20 protein-coding genes are annotated in these 23,942 nt (G+C 70.4%); 10 read left to right on the plus strand and 10 right to left on the minus strand.

What is annotated here, in order from left to right:
* Positions 1-17 precede the first annotated feature (17 nt).
* From paaK to BCR55_RS25620, 4 genes are all read left to right on the plus strand, one after another.
* Entirely contained in the window at positions 18-1,340 is a 1,323-nt protein-coding gene (gene paaK, locus BCR55_RS25605) for a phenylacetate--CoA ligase PaaK (RefSeq protein WP_053298473.1), read from the plus strand.
* 50 nt (positions 1,341-1,390) lie between these two features.
* Positions 1,391-2,191 carry an enoyl-CoA hydratase-related protein gene (locus BCR55_RS25610; protein ID WP_065496461.1) on the plus strand — a complete coding sequence of 267 codons (801 nt, stop codon included), beginning with the start codon at positions 1,391-1,393 and terminating at the stop codon, positions 2,189-2,191.
* 162 nt (positions 2,192-2,353) lie between these two features.
* The gene (locus tag BCR55_RS25615) at positions 2,354-3,025 is read left to right on the plus strand and encodes a MarC family protein (protein ID WP_006396931.1); all 672 of its coding nucleotides are present in this window, start codon (positions 2,354-2,356) and stop codon (positions 3,023-3,025) included.
* 133 nt (positions 3,026-3,158) lie between these two features.
* Positions 3,159-4,139 (plus strand): aldo/keto reductase, encoded by a 981-nt coding sequence (locus tag BCR55_RS25620; RefSeq protein ID WP_012216916.1) that lies wholly within the window; start codon positions 3,159-3,161, stop codon positions 4,137-4,139.
* A gap of 35 nt (positions 4,140-4,174) precedes the next feature.
* Here the strand turns inward: BCR55_RS25620 and BCR55_RS25625 are convergent, their stop codons facing one another.
* From BCR55_RS25625 to BCR55_RS25635, 3 genes are all read right to left on the minus strand, one after another.
* Positions 4,175-5,041, minus strand: a complete 867-nt coding sequence (locus BCR55_RS25625; RefSeq protein ID WP_053298475.1) for a type II CAAX prenyl endopeptidase Rce1 family protein — start codon at positions 5,039-5,041, stop codon at positions 4,175-4,177.
* Between the two features lie 108 nt (positions 5,042-5,149).
* Complete coding sequence (locus tag BCR55_RS25630) at positions 5,150-5,806, minus strand: VC0807 family protein (RefSeq protein ID WP_053298476.1); 657 nt, start codon at positions 5,804-5,806, stop codon at positions 5,150-5,152.
* Positions 5,807-5,993: 187 nt separating this feature from the next.
* The gene (locus tag BCR55_RS25635; protein ID WP_053298477.1) at positions 5,994-7,055 is read right to left on the minus strand and encodes a 2,3-butanediol dehydrogenase; all 1,062 of its coding nucleotides are present in this window, start codon (positions 7,053-7,055) and stop codon (positions 5,994-5,996) included.
* A 644-nt stretch (positions 7,056-7,699) separates the two neighbouring features.
* Here BCR55_RS25635 and BCR55_RS25645 point away from each other — a divergent pair.
* Both BCR55_RS25645 and BCR55_RS25650 read left to right on the plus strand, forming a co-directional pair.
* Positions 7,700-8,914 carry a CynX/NimT family MFS transporter gene (locus BCR55_RS25645; RefSeq protein ID WP_053298479.1) on the plus strand — a complete coding sequence of 405 codons (1,215 nt, stop codon included), beginning with the start codon at positions 7,700-7,702 and terminating at the stop codon, positions 8,912-8,914.
* A 40-nt stretch (positions 8,915-8,954) separates the two neighbouring features.
* Positions 8,955-9,374, plus strand: a complete 420-nt coding sequence (locus BCR55_RS25650) for a DUF3331 domain-containing protein (RefSeq protein ID WP_053298480.1) — start codon at positions 8,955-8,957, stop codon at positions 9,372-9,374.
* Between the two features lie 56 nt (positions 9,375-9,430).
* Here BCR55_RS25650 and BCR55_RS25655 read toward each other — a convergent pair whose 3' ends face one another.
* Positions 9,431-10,630 (minus strand): GNAT family N-acetyltransferase, encoded by a 1,200-nt coding sequence (locus tag BCR55_RS25655; protein WP_065496463.1) that lies wholly within the window; start codon positions 10,628-10,630, stop codon positions 9,431-9,433.
* A gap of 145 nt (positions 10,631-10,775) precedes the next feature.
* On the opposite strand from BCR55_RS25655, the gene BCR55_RS25660 reads away from it, so the two are divergent.
* From BCR55_RS25660 to BCR55_RS25675, 4 genes are all read left to right on the plus strand, one after another.
* On the plus strand, positions 10,776-12,248 hold the full coding sequence (locus BCR55_RS25660) for a PLP-dependent aminotransferase family protein (RefSeq protein ID WP_053298482.1): 1,473 nt from the start codon (positions 10,776-10,778) through the stop codon (positions 12,246-12,248).
* 248 nt (positions 12,249-12,496) lie between these two features.
* Positions 12,497-14,263 (plus strand): ATP-binding protein, encoded by a 1,767-nt coding sequence (locus BCR55_RS25665; protein ID WP_053298483.1) that lies wholly within the window; start codon positions 12,497-12,499, stop codon positions 14,261-14,263.
* A gap of 255 nt (positions 14,264-14,518) precedes the next feature.
* Entirely contained in the window at positions 14,519-16,708 is a 2,190-nt protein-coding gene (locus tag BCR55_RS25670; RefSeq protein ID WP_065496465.1) for a trypsin-like peptidase domain-containing protein, read from the plus strand.
* Between the two features lie 173 nt (positions 16,709-16,881).
* Positions 16,882-18,150, plus strand: a complete 1,269-nt coding sequence (locus BCR55_RS25675; RefSeq protein ID WP_053298485.1) for an MFS transporter — start codon at positions 16,882-16,884, stop codon at positions 18,148-18,150.
* Positions 18,151-18,427: 277 nt separating this feature from the next.
* Here the strand turns inward: BCR55_RS25675 and BCR55_RS25680 are convergent, their stop codons facing one another.
* The 6 genes from BCR55_RS25680 to cobA form a co-directional block, all read right to left on the minus strand.
* The gene (locus tag BCR55_RS25680; protein ID WP_006403438.1) at positions 18,428-19,126 is read right to left on the minus strand and encodes a fumarylacetoacetate hydrolase family protein; all 699 of its coding nucleotides are present in this window, start codon (positions 19,124-19,126) and stop codon (positions 18,428-18,430) included.
* Positions 19,127-19,612: 486 nt separating this feature from the next.
* Positions 19,613-20,536, minus strand: coding sequence for an AraC family transcriptional regulator (locus tag BCR55_RS25685; protein ID WP_012216927.1), 924 nt, complete (start codon positions 20,534-20,536; stop codon positions 19,613-19,615).
* An 81-nt stretch (positions 20,537-20,617) separates the two neighbouring features.
* Complete coding sequence (locus BCR55_RS25690) at positions 20,618-21,217, minus strand: uracil-DNA glycosylase family protein (protein WP_065496468.1); 600 nt, start codon at positions 21,215-21,217, stop codon at positions 20,618-20,620.
* Positions 21,218-21,380: 163 nt separating this feature from the next.
* Positions 21,381-22,424 (minus strand): CmpA/NrtA family ABC transporter substrate-binding protein, encoded by a 1,044-nt coding sequence (locus BCR55_RS25695; RefSeq protein ID WP_006403439.1) that lies wholly within the window; start codon positions 22,422-22,424, stop codon positions 21,381-21,383.
* The gene (locus BCR55_RS25700; protein ID WP_006396953.1) at positions 22,421-23,026 is read right to left on the minus strand and encodes an ANTAR domain-containing response regulator; all 606 of its coding nucleotides are present in this window, start codon (positions 23,024-23,026) and stop codon (positions 22,421-22,423) included. The genes BCR55_RS25695 and BCR55_RS25700 overlap by 4 nt, the downstream gene beginning before the upstream one ends.
* A 126-nt stretch (positions 23,027-23,152) precedes the next feature.
* Positions 23,153-23,914: a uroporphyrinogen-III C-methyltransferase gene (gene cobA, locus BCR55_RS25705; protein WP_006403441.1), complete on the minus strand. Its 762-nt coding sequence runs from the start codon at positions 23,912-23,914 to the stop codon at positions 23,153-23,155.
* Between the last annotated feature and the right edge of the window lie 28 nt (positions 23,915-23,942).

The raw sequence follows: 23,942 nt of genomic DNA on the forward strand, positions 1-23,942 counted from the left end.
CTTGGAGGAGCAGCCCGATGACTTACCCGACGCACCCCGCCGCCGCGCTCGAGCCGATCGAGACCGCCAGCCGCGACGAACTGCAGGCGCTGCAGCTCGAGCGCCTCAAATGGTCGCTTCGCCATGCGTATGACAACGTCGCGCACTATCGCCGCACGTTCGACGCGGCGGGCGTGCATCCGGACGATCTGAAAACGCTTGCCGATCTCGCGAAGTTCCCGTTCTCGACGAAGCACGACCTGCGCGACAACTATCCGTTCGGGCTGTTCGCGGTGCCGCGCGAGCACGTCGTGCGCGTGCACGCGTCGAGCGGCACGACCGGCAAGCCGACCGTGGTCGGCTACACGGCGCGCGACATCGACACGTGGGCGAACGTCACCGCACGGTCGATCCGCGCGGCGGGCGGCCGGCCCGGCGACACGCTGCACAACGCGTTCGGCTATGGACTCTTCACCGGCGGGCTCGGGATTCACTACGGCGCGGAACGGCTCGGCTGCATGGTCGTGCCGATGTCGGGCGGCCAGACCGAGAAGCAGGTACAGCTGATCCGCGACTTCGAGCCGAAGATCATCCTCGTCACGCCGTCGTACATGCTGAACCTGATCGACGAGATGGTGCGGCAGGGAATGGACCCGGCGCAGTCGTCGCTGAAGATCGGCATCTTCGGCGCCGAGCCGTGGACGCAGGCGCTGCGCGAAGAAGTGGAGACGCGCGCGGGCATCGATGCGCTCGACATCTACGGGCTGTCCGAAGTGATGGGCCCGGGCGTCGCGTGCGAATGCGTGGAGACGAAGGACGGCCCGGTGATCTGGGAAGACCACTTCTATCCGGAGATCGTCGATCCGGTGACGGGCGAGGTGCTGCCGGACGGCAGCGAGGGCGAACTCGTGTTCACGTCGCTGACGAAGGAGGCGATGCCGGTGATCCGCTATCGCACGCGCGATCTCACCGCGCTGCTGCCGCCGACCGCGCGCGCGATGCGCCGCCTCGCGAAGATCACCGGCCGCTCCGACGACATGCTGATCGTGCGCGGCGTGAACGTGTTCCCGAGCCAGATCGAGGAACTCGTGGTCGCGCAGCCGAAGCTGTCCGGCCAATTCCAGATCACGCTGTCGCGCGACGGGCACATGGACCGGCTCGACCTCGCGGTCGAGCTGCGCTCCGAAGCGACCGCGAGCACGACCGACGGCGAACGAGCCGAGATCGCACGCGCGCTGCAGCATCGCATCAAGACGATGATCGGCGTGTCGGCCGGCGTGACCGTGCTGGCCGCGGGCGGCATTCCGGCGAGCGCGACCGGCAAGGCGCGACGCGTGGTCGACCGGCGGATCGCCGCGTAATCGCGGCGCCGTGGCGGGCGCTGCTGTCTTTTAGCGAGGAAACCTGTTCGATGGATGGATTGAAGACTCTGGCCGTGACGGTCGATGCGCGCGGCATCGCGACCGTCGCATTGCAGCGCGGCGACGTGCTGAACGCATTCGACGAGACGATGATCGCCGAGCTGACCGACGCGTTTACCGTGCTCGGCGCGCGCGACGGTGTGCGTGCGATCGTGCTGCGCTCGGACGGCCGCGCGTTCTGCGCCGGCGCCGACCTGCAGTGGATGCAGCGTGCGAGCGCGAACGACGCTGCCGCGAACCTGCGCGACGCGGAGCGGTTCGCCGCGATGATGCGTGCGATCCGGCAGTGTCCGAAGCCGACCGTCGCGCGCGTGCAGGGCCACGCGTTCGGCGGCGGCGTCGGCCTCTGCGCGGCCTGCGACATCGTGATCGCGAGCGAGCACGCGCGGTTCGCGGTCAGCGAGGCGCGCTTCGGGATTCTGCCGGCCGTGATCGGTCCGTATCTGGTCGAGGCAGTGGGCCAGCGTCAGGCGCGCCGGCTCGCGTTGACGGCGACGCAGCTGAGCGCGCACGACGCGGTCGCGATCGGGCTGATCCATCAGGCCGTCCCGCTCGATGCACTCGACGACGCGCTCGACAAGACGCTCGCCGAACTCGGCCGCAACGGCCCGAACGCGCTGATGGAGATCAAGCGCTTCTTCGATGCGATCGGCGAGTATCCGCAGTCGGACGCCCGCGCGGCGTTCACCGCTCAGACGATCTCGCGCGTGCGCGCGACCGACGAAGCGAAGGAGGGCTTCGCTGCGTTCTTCGCGAAGCGTGCGCCTGCGTGGGAGCCGGCTGCGGAATAAAGGCGGGCCCGCGCATTGTGTTCTCGCCTCGCTTGCGGGATGCGCGCGCGAGCGGCGCGTTGCGCAACGCGTGCACGATTTGCGCGCGGCGCCAGGCGCTTGCTCTACAATGCGTGACCCCCGGCACGCCGCCGGCCCAGCCCCGACCGTTTGTTCGCGCCGATGATCGTTCACCGCCTTATCTCCGAGATCCTGTTCGGTTTCACCGGCCTGATGGGGATCATCAATCCGATCGGCATCGCCTTCCTGTTTCTCGAACGCACCGAAACGCTGACCGAGCACGAGCGGCATCTGCTCGCGAAGAAGGTCGCGTTCAACGCGTTCATCGTGCTGATGGTCGCATTCTTCGTCGGCACGCCGGTGCTGCATTTCTTCGGGATCTCGATGGAGGCGCTGCGCATCGGCGGCGGCTTCGCGGTCGCAGTGTCGGGCTGGCAGATGCTGAACGAACCGGACGTGCCGGGCGGCGGCGATACGCCCGTCAAGCCGATCGACGCGAACGCGATCATGACGCGCGCGTTTTTCCCGCTCACGGTGCCGCTGACCGTCGGCCCGGGCTCCATCGCGACCGCGATCGCGCTGAACGCGAACCGCACGCACAAGCTCTCCGAATTCATGCTGTCGAGCATCGTATCGGTTGCGGTGTCGGCACTGATCGGCGTCGTGATCTGGCTCACGTACAGCCGTGCCGCGCTGCTCGCGCGCTATCTCGGCACCGAAGGGACGAAGGTCGCGATGCGCGTGTCCGCGTTCCTGCTGCTGTGCGTCGGCGTGCAGATCATGCTGACCGGCTTCTCCGAATTCCTGCGGCCGATCGCCGACCAGATCCGCTGACGTTCGCCCCGCACCGATCCCCGCGCCTGCAGGCGCGCGCGGGCCGGTATAACATGCAACGTTTCGGCCGCGGCGCGTGCGCGCGTTTCGTCGCGCATCGGCCGCAAGCTCAACCCGACTGGCGAGGCAGACGATGGAATACGTGAAATTCGGATCCACAGGACTGGAAGTGTCGAAGCTGGTGCTCGGCTGCATGACGTTCGGCGAACCGTCGCGCGGCACGCACCCGTGGACGCTCCCGGAAGCGGAAAGCCGCCCGATCATCCGCCGCGCGATCGAAGCCGGCATCAACTTCTTCGATACCGCGAACATGTACTCGGACGGCACGTCCGAAGAGATCGTCGGTCGCGCGCTGCGCGACTTCGCGAAACGCGACGAGGTCGTGATCGCGACGAAGGTGTTCTACCGGATGCGGCCGGGCCCGAACGGCGCGGGGCTGTCGCGCAAGGCGATCATGACCGACATCGACCAGAGCCTGAAGCGGCTCGGCACCGACTACGTCGACCTGTACCAGATCCACCGCTGGGACGACAGCACGCCGATCGAGGAGACGCTCGAGGCACTGCACGACGTCGTGAAGGCGGGCAAGGCGCGCTATATCGGCGCGTCGTCGATGTACGCGTGGCAGTTCGCGAAGGCGCTCTACACCTCACGGCAGCACGGCTGGACGCGCTTCGTCAGCATGCAGAATCACCTGAACCTGCTGTACCGCGAGGAGGAGCGCGAAATGCTGCCGCTCTGCGAAGCCGAAGGGATCGCGGTGATTCCGTGGAGCCCGCTCGCGCGCGGGCGCCTGACGCGCAACTGGGACGAATCGTCCGAGCGGCAGCAGAGCGATGCGGTCGGCCAGCGGCTGTACGATGCGACGGCCGATGCGGATCGCGCGATCGTCGATGCAGTTGCCGCGATCGCGGCCGCGCGCAACGTGCCGCGCGCGCAGGTCGCGCTCGCCTGGGTGGCGCAGAAGCGCGGCGTTACCGCGCCGATCGTCGGCATCTCGAAGCTGCCCCAGCTCGACGACGCGCTCGCCGCGCTCGACCTGAAGCTGACCGACGACGAGATCGCGACGCTCGAACGTCCGTACGTGCCGCACGCGGTCGCCGGGTTCAACTGACGGCGCCGTCACGCATCGCGCGGCGCCGCTTGCCGTCAGCGCGCGGCGGCGAGCATCGGATACGTGAACAGCGCGAAGTGCACGAGATTCAGCCCGATGTGCGCGAGCGCGGCGGCGAACAGCCCGCCGCGTCGCCAGGCGATGCCATAGCCGATGCCCGCAACGGTGCCGAGCACGATCCACGGCCAGCCGCCGGCCGCGTGCGCGGCGCCGAACGCCAGCGCGGCGATCGCGAGCGCCGCGGGCGCACCCCACGAGAACCGGCGCAGCACGCGTTCGAGCCCGCCTTGCAGATAGCCGCGAAACAGCGCCTCTTCGGCGAGCGTGACGAGCAGCACGTTGTTCGCGAGCCACAGCCAGCCGGACGGCGGCCATTTCGGCGCCCAGCCGACGAGGCCGAACGCGAGTGCGCCCGCGAGACAGGCGCCGGCCGTCGCGACGGCTGCGGCGGCACCGACGCGCACGGCGCGTGAGATCGGCACGGCGGGCGCGATCCAGGGCAGCACCCACATCAGCCAGAGTCCGACGAGCGGCTTGTCGAGGTTCAGGTACATCGTGAACGGCACCGCATCGGGCGTGAAGCGCACGGGGCCGATCACGCGGGGATTATGAAAACCCGGCAGCAGATGCAGGCTCAATGCGATCGCCAGCGCGACGAAGGCGATGTGCGCGACGATGCGCAGCGTCGGCGGACGGCCCGGCGCGACACCCCACGCAATCGCGGCCAGCAGGGCGAGCGGCAGCAGCGCGATCGGCGCGAGTTCGCCGAGCGCGAGTGCGCCCGCATAGCCGAGCACGGCCAGCACGAGGCTCGCGCGGCGCAGCGGACGATGCCACGCGAGCGCGGCGGACGCGAACAGCGCGAACCACGTCGCGACGAAGGGGAAAGAGAGGGCGGTCATGCGGCGCGTCGGATTCGTCAGACAAGATGGCGCGCATCATACCGCAGCGATACAGGCAGGCGGCCGTGCGCCGCTGCGAGGCCGCACCGGCCGGGAACCGGCCGCTCTTCAGGGGCCTGCGGTTTCCGTGAGCCCTTCGCGGGTCGGGATGTCGACGCTGTTGCGGGCGCGCATCCGCCGCCGGTACCAGAACGTCCAGGCGAGCAGCCCGCCGAACACCGAGTAGCCGATGATCGGCGACACGACCAGCACGCGCTCGACCGGCCACGTCGCGACCATCCAGCAGCGCAGCAGCATCTCGAGCGTCATCCCGACGCCCCAGACGAACGTCATCAGCCGAAGCATCTGCCGCAGCCCCGATTGTTCGGCCCAGACGGCCTCGAAGCGCGCCGCGCCGCCGGCCATCTCGCGTGCGACGGTCGCGCGGGCGAGATAGAAGATCAGCGGCCGTTCACGGAACAGCGAGAGCAGGAACACCACGCCGATCGCGCCGGACGCGAGCGACTCGCGCATCAAGAGCGTCCGCGCGCTGCCGCCGAGTGCCATCCCGACGATCGACAGCGCGATGCCGAACAGCACGACGAGCGACACGGCGTCGACGCGCCGCGACCGCACGAACTCGACGATCGACCAGACGACGGGCGGCACCGCCGAGGCATACAACGCGCCGGTTTCGCCGAAATACGGATGCGCGACGCGGTAGGCAACCCACGGCAGCAGCAGGTTCACGACGAATTCGAGGATCAGGCCGGCTCGCGGTTTCACGGGCGACTCTCGCGTGTGTGTGGACAGGACGCGCATGCGGAGGCCGAGCGGACCAAGGCGCCCGCCGGACGGGCATGCGCGAAAGTTGTGCGGTCCAGTATATCGAAGAATCGCGCGATGCCGCGTGCGGCGGTGCTCGGCAGGAAACAGCCGGCATCGCGCGGCCGCGCCGACCGCGCCGTGCCGGCTAGGTCGCCGGCTGCACGATGATCTTCACGTTGCGGTCCTTGTGATGGACGAGTTCCTCGAAGCCGCGCGCGACGATGTCGCCGAGCGCGATGCGGCCGGTGATCAGCGGCTGCACCTCGATCCGGCCGTCGGCGATGAAGCGGATCACGTCCGCGAACTCGCCGTTGTAGGCCAGCGAGCCGATCACTTCCTTCTCGGTCGACACGATGTCGAAGAAGTTGAACGGCGCCGGCTCCTCGAAGATCCCGACCATCACCGACTTGCCGGCCTTGCGGATCACGTCGATCGCGAGCTTCGCCGTCGTCGTGTGGCCGATGCATTCGAACGACACGTCGGCGCCGTAGCCGCCCGTCAGCGCCTTCACCTCGGCGATCGCGTCCGAGGTCTTCGGATCGATGACGACGCTCGCGCCGACTTCGAGCGCCTTCGCCTTGCGCGCGTCGGACATCTCGAGCGCGATCACGCGGCCCGCGCCGGCTGCCTTCGCGCACATGATCGTGCACAGCCCGATCGTGCCCGCGCCGACTACGACGACGGTCTGCCCGACGATGCTGCCGGCCTTCTTCACCGCGTGCAGCCCGACCGCGAGCGGCTCGATCAGCGCGCCGGCCTCGGTCGGGAAGCCGTCGGGCAGCCGGTACAGCAGTTCGGCGGGCACGTTGACGTATTCGGCGAACGCGCCGTTGTTCATCAGTCCGGTGAACGCGAGGTTTTCGCAGATGTTGTAGAGCCCGTGTGTGCAGTACCAGCAGGTGCCGCAATGCTGGCAGGCGTCGGCAGTCACGCGGTCGCCGATCGCGAAGCCCGTCACGCCGTCGCCGAGCTCGGCGATCTCGCCGCTGAACTCGTGACCGAGGATGCACTGACCTTTCAGGCCCGTCAGCGGGTGCGGCGCATCGACCGGAATGAATACGGGGCCGGCGACGTATTCGTGCAGGTCCGAGCCGCAGATCCCGCACCAGTGCACGCGGATCTTCACCCAGCCGGCCGGCGGCCGCTCGGGCACGGGAACCTCTTCGACGCGGATGTCGCGGCGGCCGCGCCACACGGCGGCCTTCATGCTGCGGGCGGAACTCGATGCGGGTGTACTCATGTTGTTGTCTCCGTGGGTTGTCTGTCGTCGTGCCGCGATGCGCGGCACCGTGGCGCGCTGTGCGATCGCGCGACGCACCGCATGCAGGAACGGGGCCAGCGTGCTGCGTGTGGCGCGCGAGCGCCGCGCGGGGCAGGCGATGGGCGGCGCACCATCGTGCGCAGCCGCGCCGGCCAAGGCGCCGTGCGAATGCGCCGACGCGCGGTGCTGCACGTGCGCATCGGGCGGCGGGTGAGACGCTGGGACGTTCGTCTCAGCCGATTGAGACGGTTTGCGAGACGGAGGCGCGTCGACTGTGGTGTGTCGCGGCCGAGAACCGCGCGGTCGATTGCGCACCGGTCGTCGCGCGGCGCGCATACGCGTGGCCTGCATCGCAGCAATACGCGGTGATTGCACCGATTGCGTCGATCGGCTCGATTGCGGTGATTACGCCGATTACGCCGATTGGCTCGACCGCACCATTACGCCGATTGCCTCGATCGGCGAAACGCATCGTTGCTCGCCGCGCCCCTTTACTTGAAGTGAACTTCAATTTGTATGATGGGCGCCGGTTCGCTCGTGCCCGCAACGGATACGCCGATGCGCGCGACCGCTCACAACGGAGATCGCAGATGACCGAATCGTCTGTCGCGGCGTCGGCCGCCGCCACGCCGTCGCGCGGCTATCGCGCGGCCGTCGTCAACGTCGTGCTCGCGAGCATCGTGTCGGCGCTGCACGTCGGCAAGGCGACGATCGCGCTGCCGTCGCTTCAGCAACAGTTCGGCGGCTCGCTCGCGTCGCTGAGCGCCATCATGTCGGTCTTTCCGTTCGTCGGCGTATTCGGCGGAATCGCGGCCGGGCTGCTCGTGCGGCGCTGGGGCGATCGGCGGCTGCTGGTGACGGGACTCGTCGCGCTCGGCGTCGCCAGCGTCGCCGGCGCAGTCGCGGACAGCTTCGCGGTGCTGCTCGCCACGCGCGTCGCCGAAGGCGTCGGCTTCGTGATCGTCGTCGTCGCGGCGCCGGCCGTGCTGAACCGCGTGACGCCGCCCGCGTCCCGCGCGGTCGTGTTCGGCCTGTGGAGCACCTTCATGCCGGCCGGCATCGCACTCTCGATGGTCGTCGGGCCGCTGCTCGGCGGCTGGCGCAGCGGCTGGGTCGCCGCCGCGGTGCTGACGTTCGCCGCGGCCGCCGCGCTGCCGATGACGACGTCCGCCGACCCGCCGGACGACGCGCATGCGCACGCGCCGCGCCTCGGCGCCGCGCTGCGCGACGTGGTCGCATCGCGCGCGACGACGCTGCTCGCGCTTGCCTTCGCGACGTACAACGTGCAGTTCTTCGCGGCGATGACGTTCCTGCCCGTGTTCCTGATGCAGCGTCTCGGCGTATCGGTCGGTGCGGCGGGACTGATCGCGGCCGCGATCGTCGCATCGTGCGTGATCGGCAATCTCACTGCCGGCTGGCTTCTCGCGCGCGGCGCGCGTCCCGGCATCGTGATGGCCGCGACGTCGGTGGCGATCGGCGCGGCCGGCGCCGGACTGTTCGCGGCGGCAACGCCCGCGCCGGTCGCGGTCGCGCTCGGCTTCGCGTTTTCGGCGATCGCGGGTTTGCTGCCCGCGACGATCCTCGCGTGTGCGCCGATGTCGGTGCCGTCGCCGTCTCTCGCGCCGCTCGGCATCGGATGGGTCGTGCAGGGCAACTATCTCGGCCAGGTGATCGGGCCGCTCGCGATCGGCACGATCGTCGGCGCGCTCGGCTGGTCGGGCGGGATCGCACTGATGATCGCCGCCGCCGTCGTCGGTGCGGCGCTCGGCCTGTCGTTGTTGCGCGAACCGGCCGCGCGGCGCTGAGCGTCGATCCGAGTCACTCTTTCAGGGAGTAGCATCAAGCATGTCGAACCGCATCGAACGACCGGTCCGCGCAGCGACGCCGGATGCCGCCGCCGCGCCGCCCGTTTCGCCGCCGCACGCGGACGCCGGCGAGCATGCGGGCGCGATCGCCTCTCCGTTGCGCGCGCAACTGTTCGTCGCGGTGCTCGAAGCGGCCGACGACAGCCTGCTCGTACGCTGGGTCGAGAGCGGCCGCTGTCATTACGGCGAGCAGCGCTGGCGGCTGCGAACCGCGGTGCAGCCGGGCCGCTGCGCGATCTCGGGCCGCCCGATCGCGCCGGGCGAGCCCGTGTTCCGGCCGGTGCGCCGCCCGGTGCCGGCGAACGGCGACGAGATGATCTGCCCGGCGTCGCTGCCGCGCGACACGCCACGCGTCGACGCGAGCGAGCCCATGGACGAGCCGGCCGACGCGTTCGGCTGAACGCAATGCCGCGCGTTGCGGCGCGGCCATCGCGTTGCTTCAGTCCTTTTGCGCGATTACTTCAGGTCCTTGCGGTACTGAATGAATCCCGCGTTGTTCGCGAGCCGGTCGTACAGCGCGCGTGCGGTGGTGTTCGTCTCGTGCGTGAGCCAGTACACGCGGCTCGCGCCGTCGCGGCGCGCGCGTTCGTACACGGCCTCGATCAGCGCGGCGCCGGCGCCTTGTCCGCGTGCGTCGGGTGCGGTGAACAGGTCCTGCAGATAGCAATACGGCGCTTCGGTCCAGCACGACCGGTGGTAGATCGCATGCACGATGCCGATCAGCGCGCCGGACGCGTCGAACGCGCCGAGCACGAACATCGGCTCGTCCGGATCCATCAGCCGAGCCCACGTGGTCGCGAATACCGCATCGCCGAGCGCGGTCTCGTAGAACGCCTGATAAGCCTGCCACAGCGGACGCCATGCCGCTTCGTCGGCGGCGACGAGCGGCCGCACCGTGACGCGCGTCGCCTCGTTCGCGCGGCGCGCGGCATCGCGCGCGTTTGCCTGCGCGGCGCGGATCGCCGTCAGCGACTGGCGCTGGCTGCCTTGGGTGTCGAAATTGTCCGGCGACAGCCACGCCTCGAACGCGGCCGCGACGGCCGGCCATTCGCCATCGACGATCGAATACCACGCGGTGTCGCGATTGCGGCCCTTGTAGACGATCGCCTGCCGGAACGTCCCTTCGTAGCGGAAGCCGAGCCGTACGGCCGCCTTGCGCGACGGCGCGTTCAGGTCGTCGCACTTCCACTCGTAGCGCCGGTAGCCGAGCGTGTCGAACGCATACTTCATCAGCAGGTACTGCGCTTCGGTCGACGCCGGCGTGCGCTTGAGCAGCGGCGAGAACGTCACCGAGCCGACCTCGATCACGCCGTTCGCCGGATCGATGCGCATCAGCGCGAGCGTGCCGACCGCGCGGTTCGTCGCGCGGTCGATCACCGTGTAGTGCAGCGGATCGGCGCTCGTCGCCGCGCCGCGTGCGTACTCGCGGTAGCTCGCTTCGTCGTCGTACGGGCCGTGCGCGAGATAGGTCCAGTCGCTGCCGTCCGGCGCTTGCGCATAGGCGGCGTACAGATCGGCGGCATGACGGTCGGCGTCGAGCGGTTCGAGACGGCAGTAGCGTCCCTCGAGCACGATGCTCTCCGGGCGCGGGCGCGCGGACCAGTCGGGAAGCGGTTGGCCGATGGGCTGTCGATAGGCGTTCGTCAGGGTGGGCAAGGTCGGTCTCGCGTCGGTTGGCGGCCGGCGACATGCCGGCGTGCAGACGATCGTAGTCGCGTCGAGGTACCATGAGAAGTGCCAGACGCCGCCGAATTTATGGTGCCACGCGCGTGGCGCCGACCGCTTGCCTTCGCCCGCTCCGATGACGACCGTTCCGCCTCTCGATTCCGTTTCGCCGATGCCGCTCGATGCGCCGCTGTCCCGCGCGCCGGGCGCGCCTTCGTTGCAGCGACAACTGCTGCAGCGCGTGCGCGGCGCGATTCTCGGCGGCGCGATGCCGGCCGGTACGCGTTTGCCGGGCACGCGCGCGCTCGCCGACCTGCTCGGCGTGTCGCGCAATACGACCGCGGCCGTGTACGAGCAGCTTGTCGCAGAAGGTTTTCTGCAATCGGATCGTCGCGGCACGCGCGTGGTCGGGCTGTCGCGGCCGGCGGCGCCGCGCCGGCGAACGGCGCCGCCCGCGGTTGCGCAGCGCCTCGAGCGGATTCGCCCGAGCGTCGGCGACAGCGACGACACGCACGGCTTTCGGCCCGGCGTGCCGGCGCTGTCGCATTTCCCGATCGACGCGTGGCGGCACGCGATCGACCGCGCGCTGCGCCGCACGGGCCGCGACCTGCTCGCCTACGGCGATCCGCTCGGCGAACCCGCGCTGCGCGAATCGATCGCGCGCCATCTGGCGGTGACGCGCGGCGTGCGCTGCGATCCCGAGCAGATCGTGATCACCGAAGGCGCGCAGGGCGCAATCGCGCTGTGCGCGCAGCTGCTGACGAATCCCGGCGATACGGTGTGGGTCGAGGATCCCGGCTACCGCGGCGCGCGCACCGCGATGCAGACGGCCAACCTCGACGTCGTGCCGATGCCGGTCGACGCGGAAGGGCTGCGCGCGAGCGAGGCGGACTGGCGCGAGCGGACGCCGCGCGTCGTCTATACGACGCCGTCGAACCAGTTCCCGACCGGCGCGGTGCTGTCGATTTCGCGGCGGCTTGCGCTGATCGATGCCGCACGCCGGCATCGCGCATGGATCGTCGAGGACGACTACGACAGCGAGTTCCGCCATACCGGCGAACCGATCGGCGCGATGTATGGACTGGCAGCCGATTCGCCGGTCGTCTATCTCGGCTCGTTCAGCAAGACGATGTTTCCGGCATTGCGCATCGGCTTCCTCGTGCTGCCCGACGCGCTGCTCGCCGCCGTGCGGCCGGCGCTGCCGGAGATGCTGCGCGGCGGCACGCGCCACGTGCAGATCGCGCTCGCCGATTTCGTCGAGACCGGCGAATACGGCCGGCATCTCGGCCGCATGCGCCGGCTCTATCGCGATCGGCGCCACGCGCTGCTCGCGGCGCTCGACGACAGCCTCAGCACCGAACATCGCGTCGAAGGCGGCCCGTGCGGGCTGCATCTCGCGCTGCAACTGCCGGCGCGCTATCGCGACCGCGCGATCGTCGACGCGGCGCGGGCGCACGGCATCGGGCCGTTTGCGCTGTCCGCGTTTTCGATGCACGCGAAATCGTCGCGCAACGGGCTCGTGCTGGGCTTCGGCAATACGTCGGCCGATGCGTTCGCGCCGATGCTGCGCACGCTGTCCGCGATCGCGAAGCGGATCGGCGGCGCGTGACGCGCGTCGCGCGCGGAGCGAGATGCGTGCGTCCAGCCGGAGCGCCCGCGATGCGGTTACACGCTCGTCACGTCGGCCGCCTCTCCGCGGGCGGCGAAGATCGAACCGCGGAAGCGTCGCGGGAACGGTGCTTGCTGCACGCTGCAGCCCTTGTGCCGATGCGGCGGGACAGGCCGCCGGAGCGGCCGGCGGGCAACGGATCGACGTTGGGTCGTGCAAAAGTTTCCAGATCGCGTGAGCGTTACCGTATGAGCGAAATTTCTGTCGAGTCGGAGTTTGCACTGTCGGTGAGCGGCAGTCCGGAGTTGGGCGGCGGCGAGATGGCGCGTCGTGTCGCGACGTTCGACTGGAGCGACACGCCGCTTGGGCCGCGTTCGACGTGGCCGCCGAGCCTCGCCGCCGCGGTGCGGCTCGTGCTCGCGTCGCCGTCGCCGCTGGTGATCCTGTGGGGCCGCGAAGGCACGATGCTCTACAACGACGCCTATGCGTCGTTTGCCGGCGGGCGCCATCCGTTCCTGCTCGGCAAGCCGGTCGAGGTCGGCTGGCCGGAAGTCGCGTCGTTCAACCGGCACGTGGTCGACACCTGTCTGGCCGGCGGCACGCTGACCTATCGCGACAAGCAGCTCGTGCTGTATCGCCAGGGCCGCCCCGAGGACGTCTGGATGGACCTCGGCTACAGCCCCGTATTCGACGACGACGGGCAGCCGGCCGGCGTCATCGCGATCGTGTTCGAGACGACCGCCAAGGTCGTGGCGGAGGCGCGGCGCCACGAGGCCGAATACGCGCTGATGCAGCTCACGCAGACGCTCGAGCAGCGGGTCGCCGAAGAGGTTGCGGCCCGCGTCGCGATGGAGGCGCAACTGCGGCAGGCGCAAAAGCTCGAGGCGATCGGCAGCCTGACCGGCGGCGTCGCGCACGACTTCAACAATGTGCTGCAGGTGATCGCGGCGAACCTGCAGCTGATTCAGCTGTTGGCGCAGGGCAACGCGGAACTCGAACGGCGCGTCGCCGTCGCGAGCAATGCGGTGTCGCGCGGCGCGAAGCTCGCGTCGCAGCTGCTGGCGTTCGCGCGCCGGCAGCCGCTCGTGCCGACCGTGCTCAATCCGATGCGGCTCGTCGAAGCGATGGCCGAGATGCTGCGGCGTACGTTGCCGGCGTCGATCGAGCTGTCGATCGAGGATGCGTACGACGGCTGGCACATCTACGCGGACCCGAACGAGCTCGAAAGCGCGCTGCTGAATCTCGTGATCAATGCGCGCGACGCGATCGACGAGCGCGGCACGATCCGGATCGCCGTGGCCGCCGTCGATGCGTCGACGGACCGCCGCGCGGCGCACGCCGGCGTTCCGGCCGGCGACTACGTGCGGCTGTCGGTCGCCGACGACGGTCACGGCATGCCCGAGCGCGTGAAGCTGCGCGCGTTCGAACCGTTTTTCACGACGAAGGCGGAAGGACAGGGCACCGGTCTCGGGCTCAGCATGGTGCACGGGTTCGTATCGCAGAGCGCCGGCTGCGTGCATATCAGCAGCGCCGAAGGAGAGGGTACGACCGTCGATCTCTACTTTCCGCGCTGTCTCGATACGGAGCGCGAACCCGACAAGCCCGCGAGCGCGCCGGCCACGCGCGGCGGCGAGACGATTCTCGTCGTCGAGGACAATTGCGACGTGCGGCTCGCGGCGATCGAGATGCTCGCACGGCTCGGCTACAAGGTGCTGTCCGCGCAGGACGGCGATGCGGCGCTGCGCCTGATCCAGAGCGGGCAGCGCTTCGATCTGCTGTTTACCGACGTCGTGATGCCGGGCGCCGTGCGCAGCAGCGAACTCGCGCGGATCGCGAGCGCGCCGCCGTACCGCGCCGGCGTGCTGTTCGCGTCCGGCTATACGCGCGACATCATCTTCCATGACGGCAAACTCGACGAAGGCGTCGCGTTGATCGGCAAGCCTTATGCGCTCGACGATCTCGCCCGCGCGGTACGCGACGCGCTCGATCGCCGCGCGACCGCATGGCCCGAATAAGTGCCGGTGCGTCATCTGCGCCTCGCGTCGTGGTCGTGCATCGTGCGCGGTGAATGTTCGGATTGACGAACCGCGGACTTTGTCCGGAACGAATGCCATTACGGTTTTGCGGCGCGACGCGGACCCGGCGTACGGGTTGCGTCCGGCTGCTCGACAGACGCGCGTGAGCTATAAATGGAGGCGTGTACCGGTGCTTGTCGGGTGTCTGCGCGTGTCGCGCAGCGCGTTGCCGCGACTGCCCGGGGGAGGTGCACCGTGGTTCGCCAGACGCTTGCCCGCGCCGTCCTTCGCGCCGCGCTGCCCGCGCTCGCGCTCGCCGTCGCCTCGCCGCCGCCGACCGGCCTCGCGGCGACGCTCGCACTGCCTGTCGACAACGGCGGCGGCTCGCCCGCGGCATCCGACGTCGCGTCGGACGGTTTTCCGGCGATCGTCGACCGCTACGGCGCGGCGGTCGTCACGATCCGCACGAGCGCGTTCGATCCGCAGACCGGCGAGCCGACGTTCGCAATTCTCGATCCCGACGATCCGCTCGCCGCATTCTTCCGACGCGGTGCGCCGCCGCGCGCGCAGGGCCCGCAGCCGCCGGCGCCCGATACGTCGCCGCGCGCGATTACCGGTAGCGGGTCCGGCTTCATCGTCAGCCCCGATGGCGCGATCCTCACGTCCGCCCACGTGATCGGGGACGCGACCGATGCGACGGTGCGGCTCGCCAATGGCCGCGAATTCCGCGCGACCGTGGTGGCGGTCGATCCGCAGAGCGACGTCGCGGTGCTGCGGATCGACGGCGCGCGGCTGCCTTACGTGCCGATTGCCGAAGCGACACGCGTGCGTGCCGGCGAGCCCGTGATGACGATCGGCGCGCCGGACGGCGCGGGCAACACGGTCACGGCCGGCATCGTGAGCGCGACGCCGCGCCGGCTGCCGGACGGCAGCGCGTTCCCGTTCCTGCAGACCGACATCGCGGTGAATCCCGACAACTCCGGCGGCCCGGTGTTCGATCGCGCGGGCAACGTGGTCGGTATCGCGATGCAGGTCTATACGGGCGCGGATCGCTACGCGAGCCTCACGTTCGCGATCCCGATCGCGCTCAGCGCGAAGCTGCGTGCGCAACTGCAGCCGCCGGCGCAGGCGGCGCGCGGGTCGGGCGCCAATGCGCTCGGCCTCGACGTGCAGGACGTCGGCGCGGGGCTGGCGGCGGCGCTTGGGCTGCCTCGCGCCTCCGGTGCGCTCGTCGACGGCGTCGAGGCCGGTTCGCCTGCCGCGGTGGCGGGCGTGCGCGCGGGCGACGTAATCGTGCAGTTCGGCGATCGGCCGGTCGCGGGCGCGGCCGAATTGAACGACCTCGCGACGACGCTGGCGCCGGGCGAGCAGGCGCCGATGCGGCTGATTCGCAATCGCGCGCCGGTCGTGCTGACGGTCGCGGTTAACGACGATCGAGGCGCGAATGCGGTCGGCGCCGATGGTGTGACCGGTGTTGCCGCTGCGAGCGGTGGCGAGGACGAGAGCGGGGCGACGGGCTTGGGTGCGAATGGCTTGGGTATGGCCGGCTCGCGCACGGCCGGAGCGGGGACGGCCGGAGCTGGGACGGCCGGGGCTGGGACGGCCGGGGCAGCTGCGACCCATTTGCATGCGGCTGGTTCAGGCGCGGTCCGCGCAACTGGCGCCGGCCCGGATACGGCCGGATCACGCGTCGTTAGATCGAATGCTGATCTGGGGGCCGGCCAAAGTGCGGCCCGCTCGAGCGTGACGCGCCCAGGCGCGGCCGGCTCAGCGGCCGCCAGTTCAGGTACGACCCGCGCGGTCGCAGCCGGCTCGGGCGCAGCCGGGGCCGGTTCAGCCGGCTCAAGTACGAGCCGCTCGGTTGCAGCAGGCTTACGCGCGGCTGGGGCAAGCGCCGCCAGCTCAAGTGCGACGCGGTCGGCCGCCGCTGGCGCGGCCGGCTCAGGCGCGGCCGGCGTAGCGGCGGCCGGCGTAGGCGCGGCCGGCCTGGGCTCTGCCGGCTCGGGCGCGACCGACGCCGGCGCGCCCGCGTTGCGCGCAGCCGGTACAGCGGGCGAGGACGGCGACGACGTCGTTCCCGCGGCAACCGCCACGCGCGCGGCACCGGCCATGCGGACGGCCGCCGCACCGGTCGGGACCGCGACCGTCACGCGTACCGCCGCACGGCCGCCGCAGCACGGCGACCGCCTCGGGCTGACGATGCATCCGCTGACCGACGACGAACGGCGATCGACCGGCTTGCCCGTCGGCATGATGGTCGACGCGGTGCGCGGCCCGGCGGCGCGTGCGGGCATCGAGCCGGGCGACGTCGTGCTCGAACTGAACGACACGCTGCTCGAATCGCCGGCCGACGTGCCGGCGCTCGAGGCGAACGGCGGCGACGTCATCGCGGTGCTGATCCAGCGCAACCACGCACGCCGGTTCGTGTCGGTGCGCATGCGATAGCGCGTTGACGGCGGCCGCCGCGCCTGTCTACCATCATCGCGTGCAGCGTCGCGCAGCGCCGATCCGGCCTGCGCGACCCGTTCGACTGCCGCTTCCCGCGCACGCACCCGCCGATCGCGGCTCTGTGTGCGCCGCATCCCCGTCTTCCCGATTCGATCGGGATTTTCTGGTGTTTGCGCACGGCCTCGCGCGCGTGCGCGGAGAGCATTCGCTTGCAATCGAATCCGTTCGGTCCGGCCACCGGCGCGCCCGCGCGCACGACGCTGATGCTGCTGTGTGCGTTCTCGGTGCTGCCGCTGAGTCTGTTCCTGCCGTCGCTGCCGGCCATCGCGCGCGACCTGCGTGCGGACTATGCGCTCGTCGGGCTCGCGATCGGCGGCTACGCGGCACTCGCCGCATCGCTCGAATTGCTGATGGGGCCGCTATCGGACCGCTTCGGGCGGCGCCCGATCGTGCTGACGAGCGTCGGCGTGTTCACGCTCGGCGCAATCGGCTGCGCGCTGGCGACCGACATCCGCACGTTTCTCGCGTGCCGGTTGATGCAGGCCGCGATCACGTCGGTGTATCCGGTCTCGATGGCGACGATCCGCGACGCCGCCGGCGGCAGCCGCGCGGCGAGCCGGATCGGTTATGCGGCGATGGCGGCCGCGTTCGCGCCGATGATCGGCCCGACGCTCGGCGGCGCGCTCGAACAGGCGGCCGGCTGGCGCGCGAACTTCTGGCTACTCGGCGCCGTCGGCGTCGCACTGTGCGCGTGGTGTATGTTCGATTTCGCCGAGACCCATACGAACCGGTCGCCGACGCTCGCCCACCAGTTCCGCGCGTATCCGGCGCTGCTCCGCGCGCGCCGCTTCTGGGCGTATGTGCTGTGCATGGCGTTTTCGACCGGTACGTTCTACGCGTTCCTCGCCGGCGCGTCGCTCGCGGCCCGCGCGGTGTTCGCGATCGCGCCGGCCGAACTCGGCGTCTGCATGGGGACGATCACGGCCGGTTTCGTATGCGGCAGCTTTCTTGCGGGCCGCGTCGCGCATCGCTATCCGCTCGCGACGACGATTCTGTATGGCCGCATCGTCGCGTGCGCGGGGCCACTGATCGCCCTGGCGCTCCAGGTCGGCGGCGCAACGCATGCGGCTGCGTGGTTCGGGCCGTGCGTGCTGGTCGGGCTCGGCAACGGGTTCACGAACCCCGGCGCGCATGCGGGCGCGCTGTCGGTGCGACCGGAGCTGTCCGGGAGCGCGTCCGGGCTTGCCGGCGCGATGACGATCGCGGGCGGCGCTGCGCTGTCGTCGTTGACGAGCGCGGTCGTGACGCCGCGTAATGCCGCCTATGCGCCGCTTGCAATGATGCTGCTGTCCGCGGCGGCGGCGCTGCTCGCCGCGTGCTGTGTGCGGTCGTTCGATGCGCGCGACGCGGCCGGCGCAGATGCGATCGCGGCGGAGTGACGCCGCTCGGCAGGTGACGACGCTTGCCGATTTCCGCGTGAGGCGCTTCAAGGGCGAAAGCCGCAGCCGCATGCGGTTGTTGCTTCGGCCTCGTCGCCCGCCGCGTGCCGTGCGCGCGTTCGATGTGCGCGACACAGCCAGCGCGAACGCAATCGCGCCGTACTTGAAACACGTCCGGAAGGGTGCCGCGGTATGCCCCGCAATCGGCTACGCACACGCCGCGGCAAGTTCATTGCGCACGCAACCGATTCACATCGGCAACGTGCGTGCACAGCGCTTAAGGCTTCACGCCGACCGTGAACTCGAATGTCGCGACGCCGTCGACGCCGCCCGTCACGCGATCGCCCGGCTGCAGCGCGCCGACGCCGGCCGGCGTGCCGGTGAAGATCAGGTCGCCGGCCTTCAGCTCGACCGAGCGCGACACGTAGGCGATCACGTCCGGGATGCCCCAGATCATGTCGGCGAGATCGCCTTGCTGACGCGTGTCGCCGTTCACCGCAAGCCAGATTCGGCCGGTCGCCGGATGACCGATCGCCGATGCGGGGCGCAATGCAGTCACGGGGCCCGACGCGTCGAAGCCTTTCGCCCAGTCCCACGGACGGCTCAGCTTCTTCGCTTCGGCCTGCAGGTCGCGGCGCGTCAGGTCGACGCCGACGCCGTAGCCCCACACGTGCGACAGCGCGTTCGCGGGGTCGATCGACCGGCCGCCGGTGCCGATCGCGACGACCAGCTCGATTTCGTGATGCAGGTCCTGCGTCAGCGGCGGATACGGCACCGTGCCGCGCGCGGGCACGATCGCGTCGGCGGGCTTCATGAAGAAGAACGGCGGTTCGCGGTCGGGATCGGCGCCCATTTCGCGCGCGTGATCCGCATAGTTGCGGCCGACGCAGAATACGCGGCGCAGCGGAAAGCGCGCGGACGACTGATCGACTTCGACGGAAGGACGCTCGGGAGCGTCGATGACGGTTTCGGACATCGGATGGCCTCGTTCGACAGAAAGACGGACAGCGGCGCGCGCGACGCGCGGGCCGGCATGCCTGAACGATACCCGAGCCGCGCGCGGCCGGATGCGACGCATTTGCGGTTTACCGGGACAAAACTACGCGCGCGGGGCGGGGAGCGGAAACCAGGAAGTGGAAAGCGGGCGGTGAAAGGCGGAAAGCGAAACGCGGAAAGCGAAAGGCGGAAAGCGCGAAAGGCGAAAGGCGAAAGGCGAAAGGCGAAAGGCGAAAGGCGAAAGGCGAAAGGCGAAAGGCGAAAGGCGAAAGGCGGAAAGCGCGAAAGCGGCAGGCCAATGGTGACCGGCGAGTGGCGACCCGCGAAAGGCGCAAGTCAGAAAATCAAAATCGCCGAACAGCACGCGACATGCGGCAACCGCACCGATCGCCCGCCCGCGGTCCGAGACGCGCCGTCCACTCGCCGACCGCCCCCATCAACCCCGCACCGCTCACGCCTTTGCCGCTCACGCATCATCGTCGACCGGCAGCGCCGCGTTCGCATCGCGGTACGCCTTCGGCGACACCCCGACACGCGCGCGAAACCGCCGCGCGAAATAGCCTTCGTCGCGAAACCCGACCGAGCGCGCGATGTCGGCGATGCGTCGGCTCGTATGCGCGAGCAGCGACTGCGCGAGCGCGATCCGGCGCTCGGTCACGAGATCCGTAAACGTGCTGCCGGTTTCCTTGCGGATCAGATGCGCAAGGTAGTTCGGCGACAAGAACGCCGCTTCCGCGGTCGCCGCGAGCGTCAGATCCTCGCGCGTCAGGTTCGCGCGCACGTGGCGCAGCACGCGCGCGAGCGCATCGCGCCGGCCCGCGCGCTGTGCGCCGCGCTGCGCGAGCTTGTCGAGCGCACCCGCGTACTGCGTGCAGACGAGGCCGATCAGCTGCAGCAGGTAGCCGCGCAGCAGCGTCGTCGAGCCGAACGTGCGCGCGCGGTCCGCGTCGATCATGCACAGCGCGAGGCGGCGCGCCTCGTCGAACGTGTCGCCGGTCAGGATGAAATCGAGATGCTCCTGGAAGCGGAACGGCGTCAGTTCGGGAAAACGGTGCGCGGGCACGTCCTCGAGATCGAGCGGATCGACGTCGAGATCCGCGCGCAGGAACGCCTGACTGAAGTTGATCACGATGAAGTGCGCGCCTTCCGGATGCGGAATCAGATGCTCGCGATACGGCAGCACGAACGCGAGCGCGCCGCGCGGAAACGGCCGCGTGACGCCGCCGATCCGCTGCTCGGTGTCGCCGCCGAGATTGAACTGGATCTGGAAATACGCGTGCCGGTGCGGCTCGGTGATCGCCTGCCGCGACGCCTGATCGCGGATGTAGAAATCGAGCCGGTCGCTGCGTTCGGGCATCCCGTACAGGCGCGGCGGGGCGGGGGAGGACATGACGGATTCTGCGGTTCGTGACGCTGTGGAGCCGCGATGGTACAGCGAACCGCGCGTGGCCGGAATCGGCGCGGCCCGCGCTCAGCCGGCGATGAGCGGCGCGACGCGCCGCCGCAGCTCCGGCACGACTTCGGCGTCGAACCACGGATGATGCTTGAACCACGCCTGATTGCGCGGCGAAGGATGGGGCAGCGGCAGTACGTCGGGACCGTAGTCGCGCCATGCGGCGACGGTATCGGTCAGCGTCGGCTTGCGCGTGTCGCGCAGGAAATGCCGCTGCGCGTACTGGCCGATCAGCAGCGTCAGCCGGATCGACGGCAGCTCGGCGAGCAGCCGCTCGAGCCACAGCGGCGCGCATTCGGCACGCGGCGGATTGTCGCCGCTCGCACCGCGGCCGGGATAGCAGAAGCCCATCGGCACGATCGCGAAGCGCGTGTCGTCGTAGAACGTGTCGGCGTCGACGCCGAGCCAGTCGCGCAGCCGCTTGCCGCTCGCGTCGTCCCATGGAATGCCGCTCGCATGGACCCGCGCGCCGGGCGCCTGGCCGACGATCAGAATGCGCGCATCGCGGTGCGCGCGCACGACGGGGCGCGGGCCGAGCGGCAGGTCGGCTTCGCATGCGCGGCAGGCGCGGATTTCGGTGAGCAGCACGTCGAGCGGCGTGCGCGATCGTTTCGGCATCGGTTCGGATCGGGGGACGGAGCGAGCGGTACGGCGTCGTCCCGAACGGCGGCGGCGCGTGCCCGCCGTGGCGGGCCTGCACCTCCGCGACGACGCGCGTGAGGCCGCGCCCCCATGCCGGCTTGCCGGCGCGCGTTGCAGCGCGTTCGGCGCGTTCGGCGCATCACGCGCCGGTCGTGCCGCGTTCGGCGACCGCAGCATCATACAACGCGGTCTGCGCGATCGCCGCGGCGATGCCCGCGTCGTCGTGGGGCCCGTCGAGCATGCCCCAGCGCCGGTATTGCGCGAGGAACCAGCGGCCGTCGCGCGGATCGGGCCGGTTGACCGCGCCGCCGTCGTGGAAGCGGATCGGCAGCGGCGGCTGCGCGAACGGCCCCGCTCCGTAGTCGCCGAGCAGGCGCGGTGCGATCAGCCGGGCCGGCACGCCGAGCGCGTCGGGCGACGCGAGCCAGTCGGCCGCTTCGCGCCGGTGCGCGGCGCTGTCGAGCCATGCGCACGCGTCGACGAGCGTGCGGATCAGCGCGCGCGACGTCGCCGGATAGAGCGCGACGAAATCGCGCCGGCTCGCGAGCACCTTCTCCGGATGGTCGGGCCAGATCTCGCTGGTGACGGCGACCGTGCGGCCCGCGCCGCACGCATCGGCCACGGCATGCCAGGGCTCGCCGGCGCAAAAGCCGTCGAGTTCGCCGCCGGCGAGCGCGGCGACCATCTCGGGCGGTGGAATCACGACGCTGCGCACGTCGTGCAGCGGATCGACGTCGTGCGACGCGAGCCAGGCGTTCAGCCACATCGCGTGCGTGCCGGTCGGGAACGTCTGCGCGAGCAGCGGCTTGCGGCCGAGCGTCGCGAACGCGTCGCGCACGCTGCCGTGCGCGCGATAGGCGTCGGCGAGCGTGCGCGACAACGTGATGGCCTGACCGTTGCGGTTCAGCACCATCAGCGCGGCCATGTCGGCCTGCGGGCCGCCGATGCCGAGCTGCAGCCCGCACACGAGCCCGTACAGCGTATGCGCGGCGTCGAGCTCGCCGCTCAGCAGCTTGTCGCGCACGGCGGCCCACGACGGCTCGCGGCTCAGTTCGAGCGTGAGTCCGTGCGCCGCGCCGAGCTTCAGGCGCTGCGCGACGATCAGCGGTGCCGCGTCGCTGAGCGCGACGAAGCCGATGCGGAGATGGCAGCGTTCGGGCGCTGCGGGGGGCGAAGTATTCATGACGAGGAAGACGAAGGTGACGCATCGAGCAGTTGGCGCGCGACGTCGACGATGCGCAGCCCCTGATCCATCGCGCGCTTGCGCAGCGTCGCGTATGCGTCGTGCTCGGACAGCCTGCGCTGATCCATCAGCAGGCGCTTCGCGCGGTCGATCAGCTTGCGCTCCGCGAGCTCGCGCTCGACGTCGGCGAGCCGGCGACGCAGCGCATCGTCGTGCGAGAAGCGCGCGAGCGCGACTTCGAGGATCGGCGCGAGCCGCTCGGCCGACAGCCCTTCGACGAGATACGCGCTGACGCCCGCGCCCACGGCCGCGCGGATCAGCGCCTGATCCGCGTCGTGACTGAACATCACGACCGGACGCGGCGCGGTCGCGTGCATCACCGCGAGCTGTTCGAGCGTGTCGCGCGACGGCGAATCGGTATCGATGATCACGACGTCGGGACGCTGCTCCTCCACGGCGGCGGGCAGACGCGCGGGCGTCGCGACGTCGGCGAGCATGTCGTAGCCGCGCTGCGCGAGCGCCGTGCGCAGTTCGCCGATCGGTTTGTCGGTGTCGGTAACGAGCAGCACGCGCAAGCGGCCGGACAGAACGGGCGAGCTCATTGCACGAACGGGAACGGTTGCGGATCGATGGCGGACGGAATCGGACACGCGACGACGTATCGGCGGCGCGTGTCGCAGCCAGCCCGCACGCGGGATTCGACGAGAGGCGGGATGACGCCGCGCATGCTACGCGGCCCGCGACAGGGCGGCGGCACGATCGGCATCGAGCGCGAGCGCGCCCGCTTCGCCGATCGCCGCGCCGACGAGAATCACGGCGGGGCTGCCGAGCCCTGCCGCTTCGACGCCGTCGGCCAGCGCGCCGAGCGTGCCGATCCAGCGCCGTTCGGCAGGCGTGCCGGCCCACTGCACGGCCGCGGCGGGCGTCGACGCGGGCAATGCGGCGAGCAGCCCGGCGGCGATCCGCTCGATGCGGCTCATTCCCATATAGATCGCGAGCGTCGTGCCGGTCGCCGCGAGTTGCGCCCAGTCGGGCTCGCCGTGATCCTGCCGATGCGCGGTCACGAACGTGACGCCCTGGCAATGCTCGCGGTGCGTCAGCGACACGCCAAGGCTCGCGGCGGCCGCGAAGCCCGAGGAGATGCCGTTCACGATCTCGACCGGAATCGCGGCGGCGCGCAGCGTCGCGAGTTCTTCGCCGGCGCGGCCGAACAGCAATGCATCGCCGCCTTTCACGCGCACGACGTGCGCGCCGCGCAGCGCGTAGCGGCGCATCAGCCGCTCGATGAATGCCTGCGGCGTCGAGCGGCAGCCGCCGCGTTTGCCGACGCGCACGACGCGTGCATGCGGCGCGAGTTCGACGATGCGCGCGTCGACGAGATCGTCGAGCAGCAGCACGTCGGCGGCCGCCAGCGCTTTCACGGCCTTCAGCGTGAGGAGATCGAGATCGCCGGGCCCGGCGCCCAGCAGCGTGACTTTTCCAGTCGTCATGTCGTATTCCATCGCCGCCCGGGCGGGC

Origin of the sequence: Burkholderia sp. CCA53 (assembly GCF_001685525.1) — a bacterium.
GTDB classification, from domain to species: Bacteria; Pseudomonadota; Gammaproteobacteria; order Burkholderiales; family Burkholderiaceae; genus Burkholderia; species Burkholderia multivorans.

Coding starts and splice junctions, on each gene's coding strand:
- BCR55_RS25665 (WP_053298483.1), top strand. CDS start 12,497: ATGAGCGAAATTTCTGTCGAGTCGGAGTTTGCACTGTCGGTGAGCGGC.
- BCR55_RS25680 (WP_006403438.1), bottom strand. CDS start 19,126: ATGTCCGAAACCGTCATCGACGCTCCCGAGCGTCCTTCCGTCGAAGTC.
- BCR55_RS25695 (WP_006403439.1), bottom strand. CDS start 22,424: ATGAATACTTCGCCCCCCGCAGCGCCCGAACGCTGCCATCTCCGCATC.
- cobA (WP_006403441.1), bottom strand. CDS start 23,914: ATGACGACTGGAAAAGTCACGCTGCTGGGCGCCGGGCCCGGCGATCTC.
- BCR55_RS25685 (WP_012216927.1), bottom strand. CDS start 20,536: ATGTCCTCCCCCGCCCCGCCGCGCCTGTACGGGATGCCCGAACGCAGC.
- paaK (WP_053298473.1), top strand. CDS start 18: ATGACTTACCCGACGCACCCCGCCGCCGCGCTCGAGCCGATCGAGACC.
- BCR55_RS25615 (WP_006396931.1), top strand. CDS start 2,354: ATGATCGTTCACCGCCTTATCTCCGAGATCCTGTTCGGTTTCACCGGC.
- BCR55_RS25700 (WP_006396953.1), bottom strand. CDS start 23,026: ATGAGCTCGCCCGTTCTGTCCGGCCGCTTGCGCGTGCTGCTCGTTACC.
- BCR55_RS25690 (WP_065496468.1), bottom strand. CDS start 21,217: ATGCCGAAACGATCGCGCACGCCGCTCGACGTGCTGCTCACCGAAATC.
- BCR55_RS25635 (WP_053298477.1), bottom strand. CDS start 7,055: ATGAAGGCCGCCGTGTGGCGCGGCCGCCGCGACATCCGCGTCGAAGAG.
- BCR55_RS25645 (WP_053298479.1), top strand. CDS start 7,700: ATGACCGAATCGTCTGTCGCGGCGTCGGCCGCCGCCACGCCGTCGCGC.
- BCR55_RS25625 (WP_053298475.1), bottom strand. CDS start 5,041: ATGACCGCCCTCTCTTTCCCCTTCGTCGCGACGTGGTTCGCGCTGTTC.
- BCR55_RS25620 (WP_012216916.1), top strand. CDS start 3,159: ATGGAATACGTGAAATTCGGATCCACAGGACTGGAAGTGTCGAAGCTG.
- BCR55_RS25650 (WP_053298480.1), top strand. CDS start 8,955: ATGTCGAACCGCATCGAACGACCGGTCCGCGCAGCGACGCCGGATGCC.
- BCR55_RS25660 (WP_053298482.1), top strand. CDS start 10,776: ATGACGACCGTTCCGCCTCTCGATTCCGTTTCGCCGATGCCGCTCGAT.
- BCR55_RS25610 (WP_065496461.1), top strand. CDS start 1,391: ATGGATGGATTGAAGACTCTGGCCGTGACGGTCGATGCGCGCGGCATC.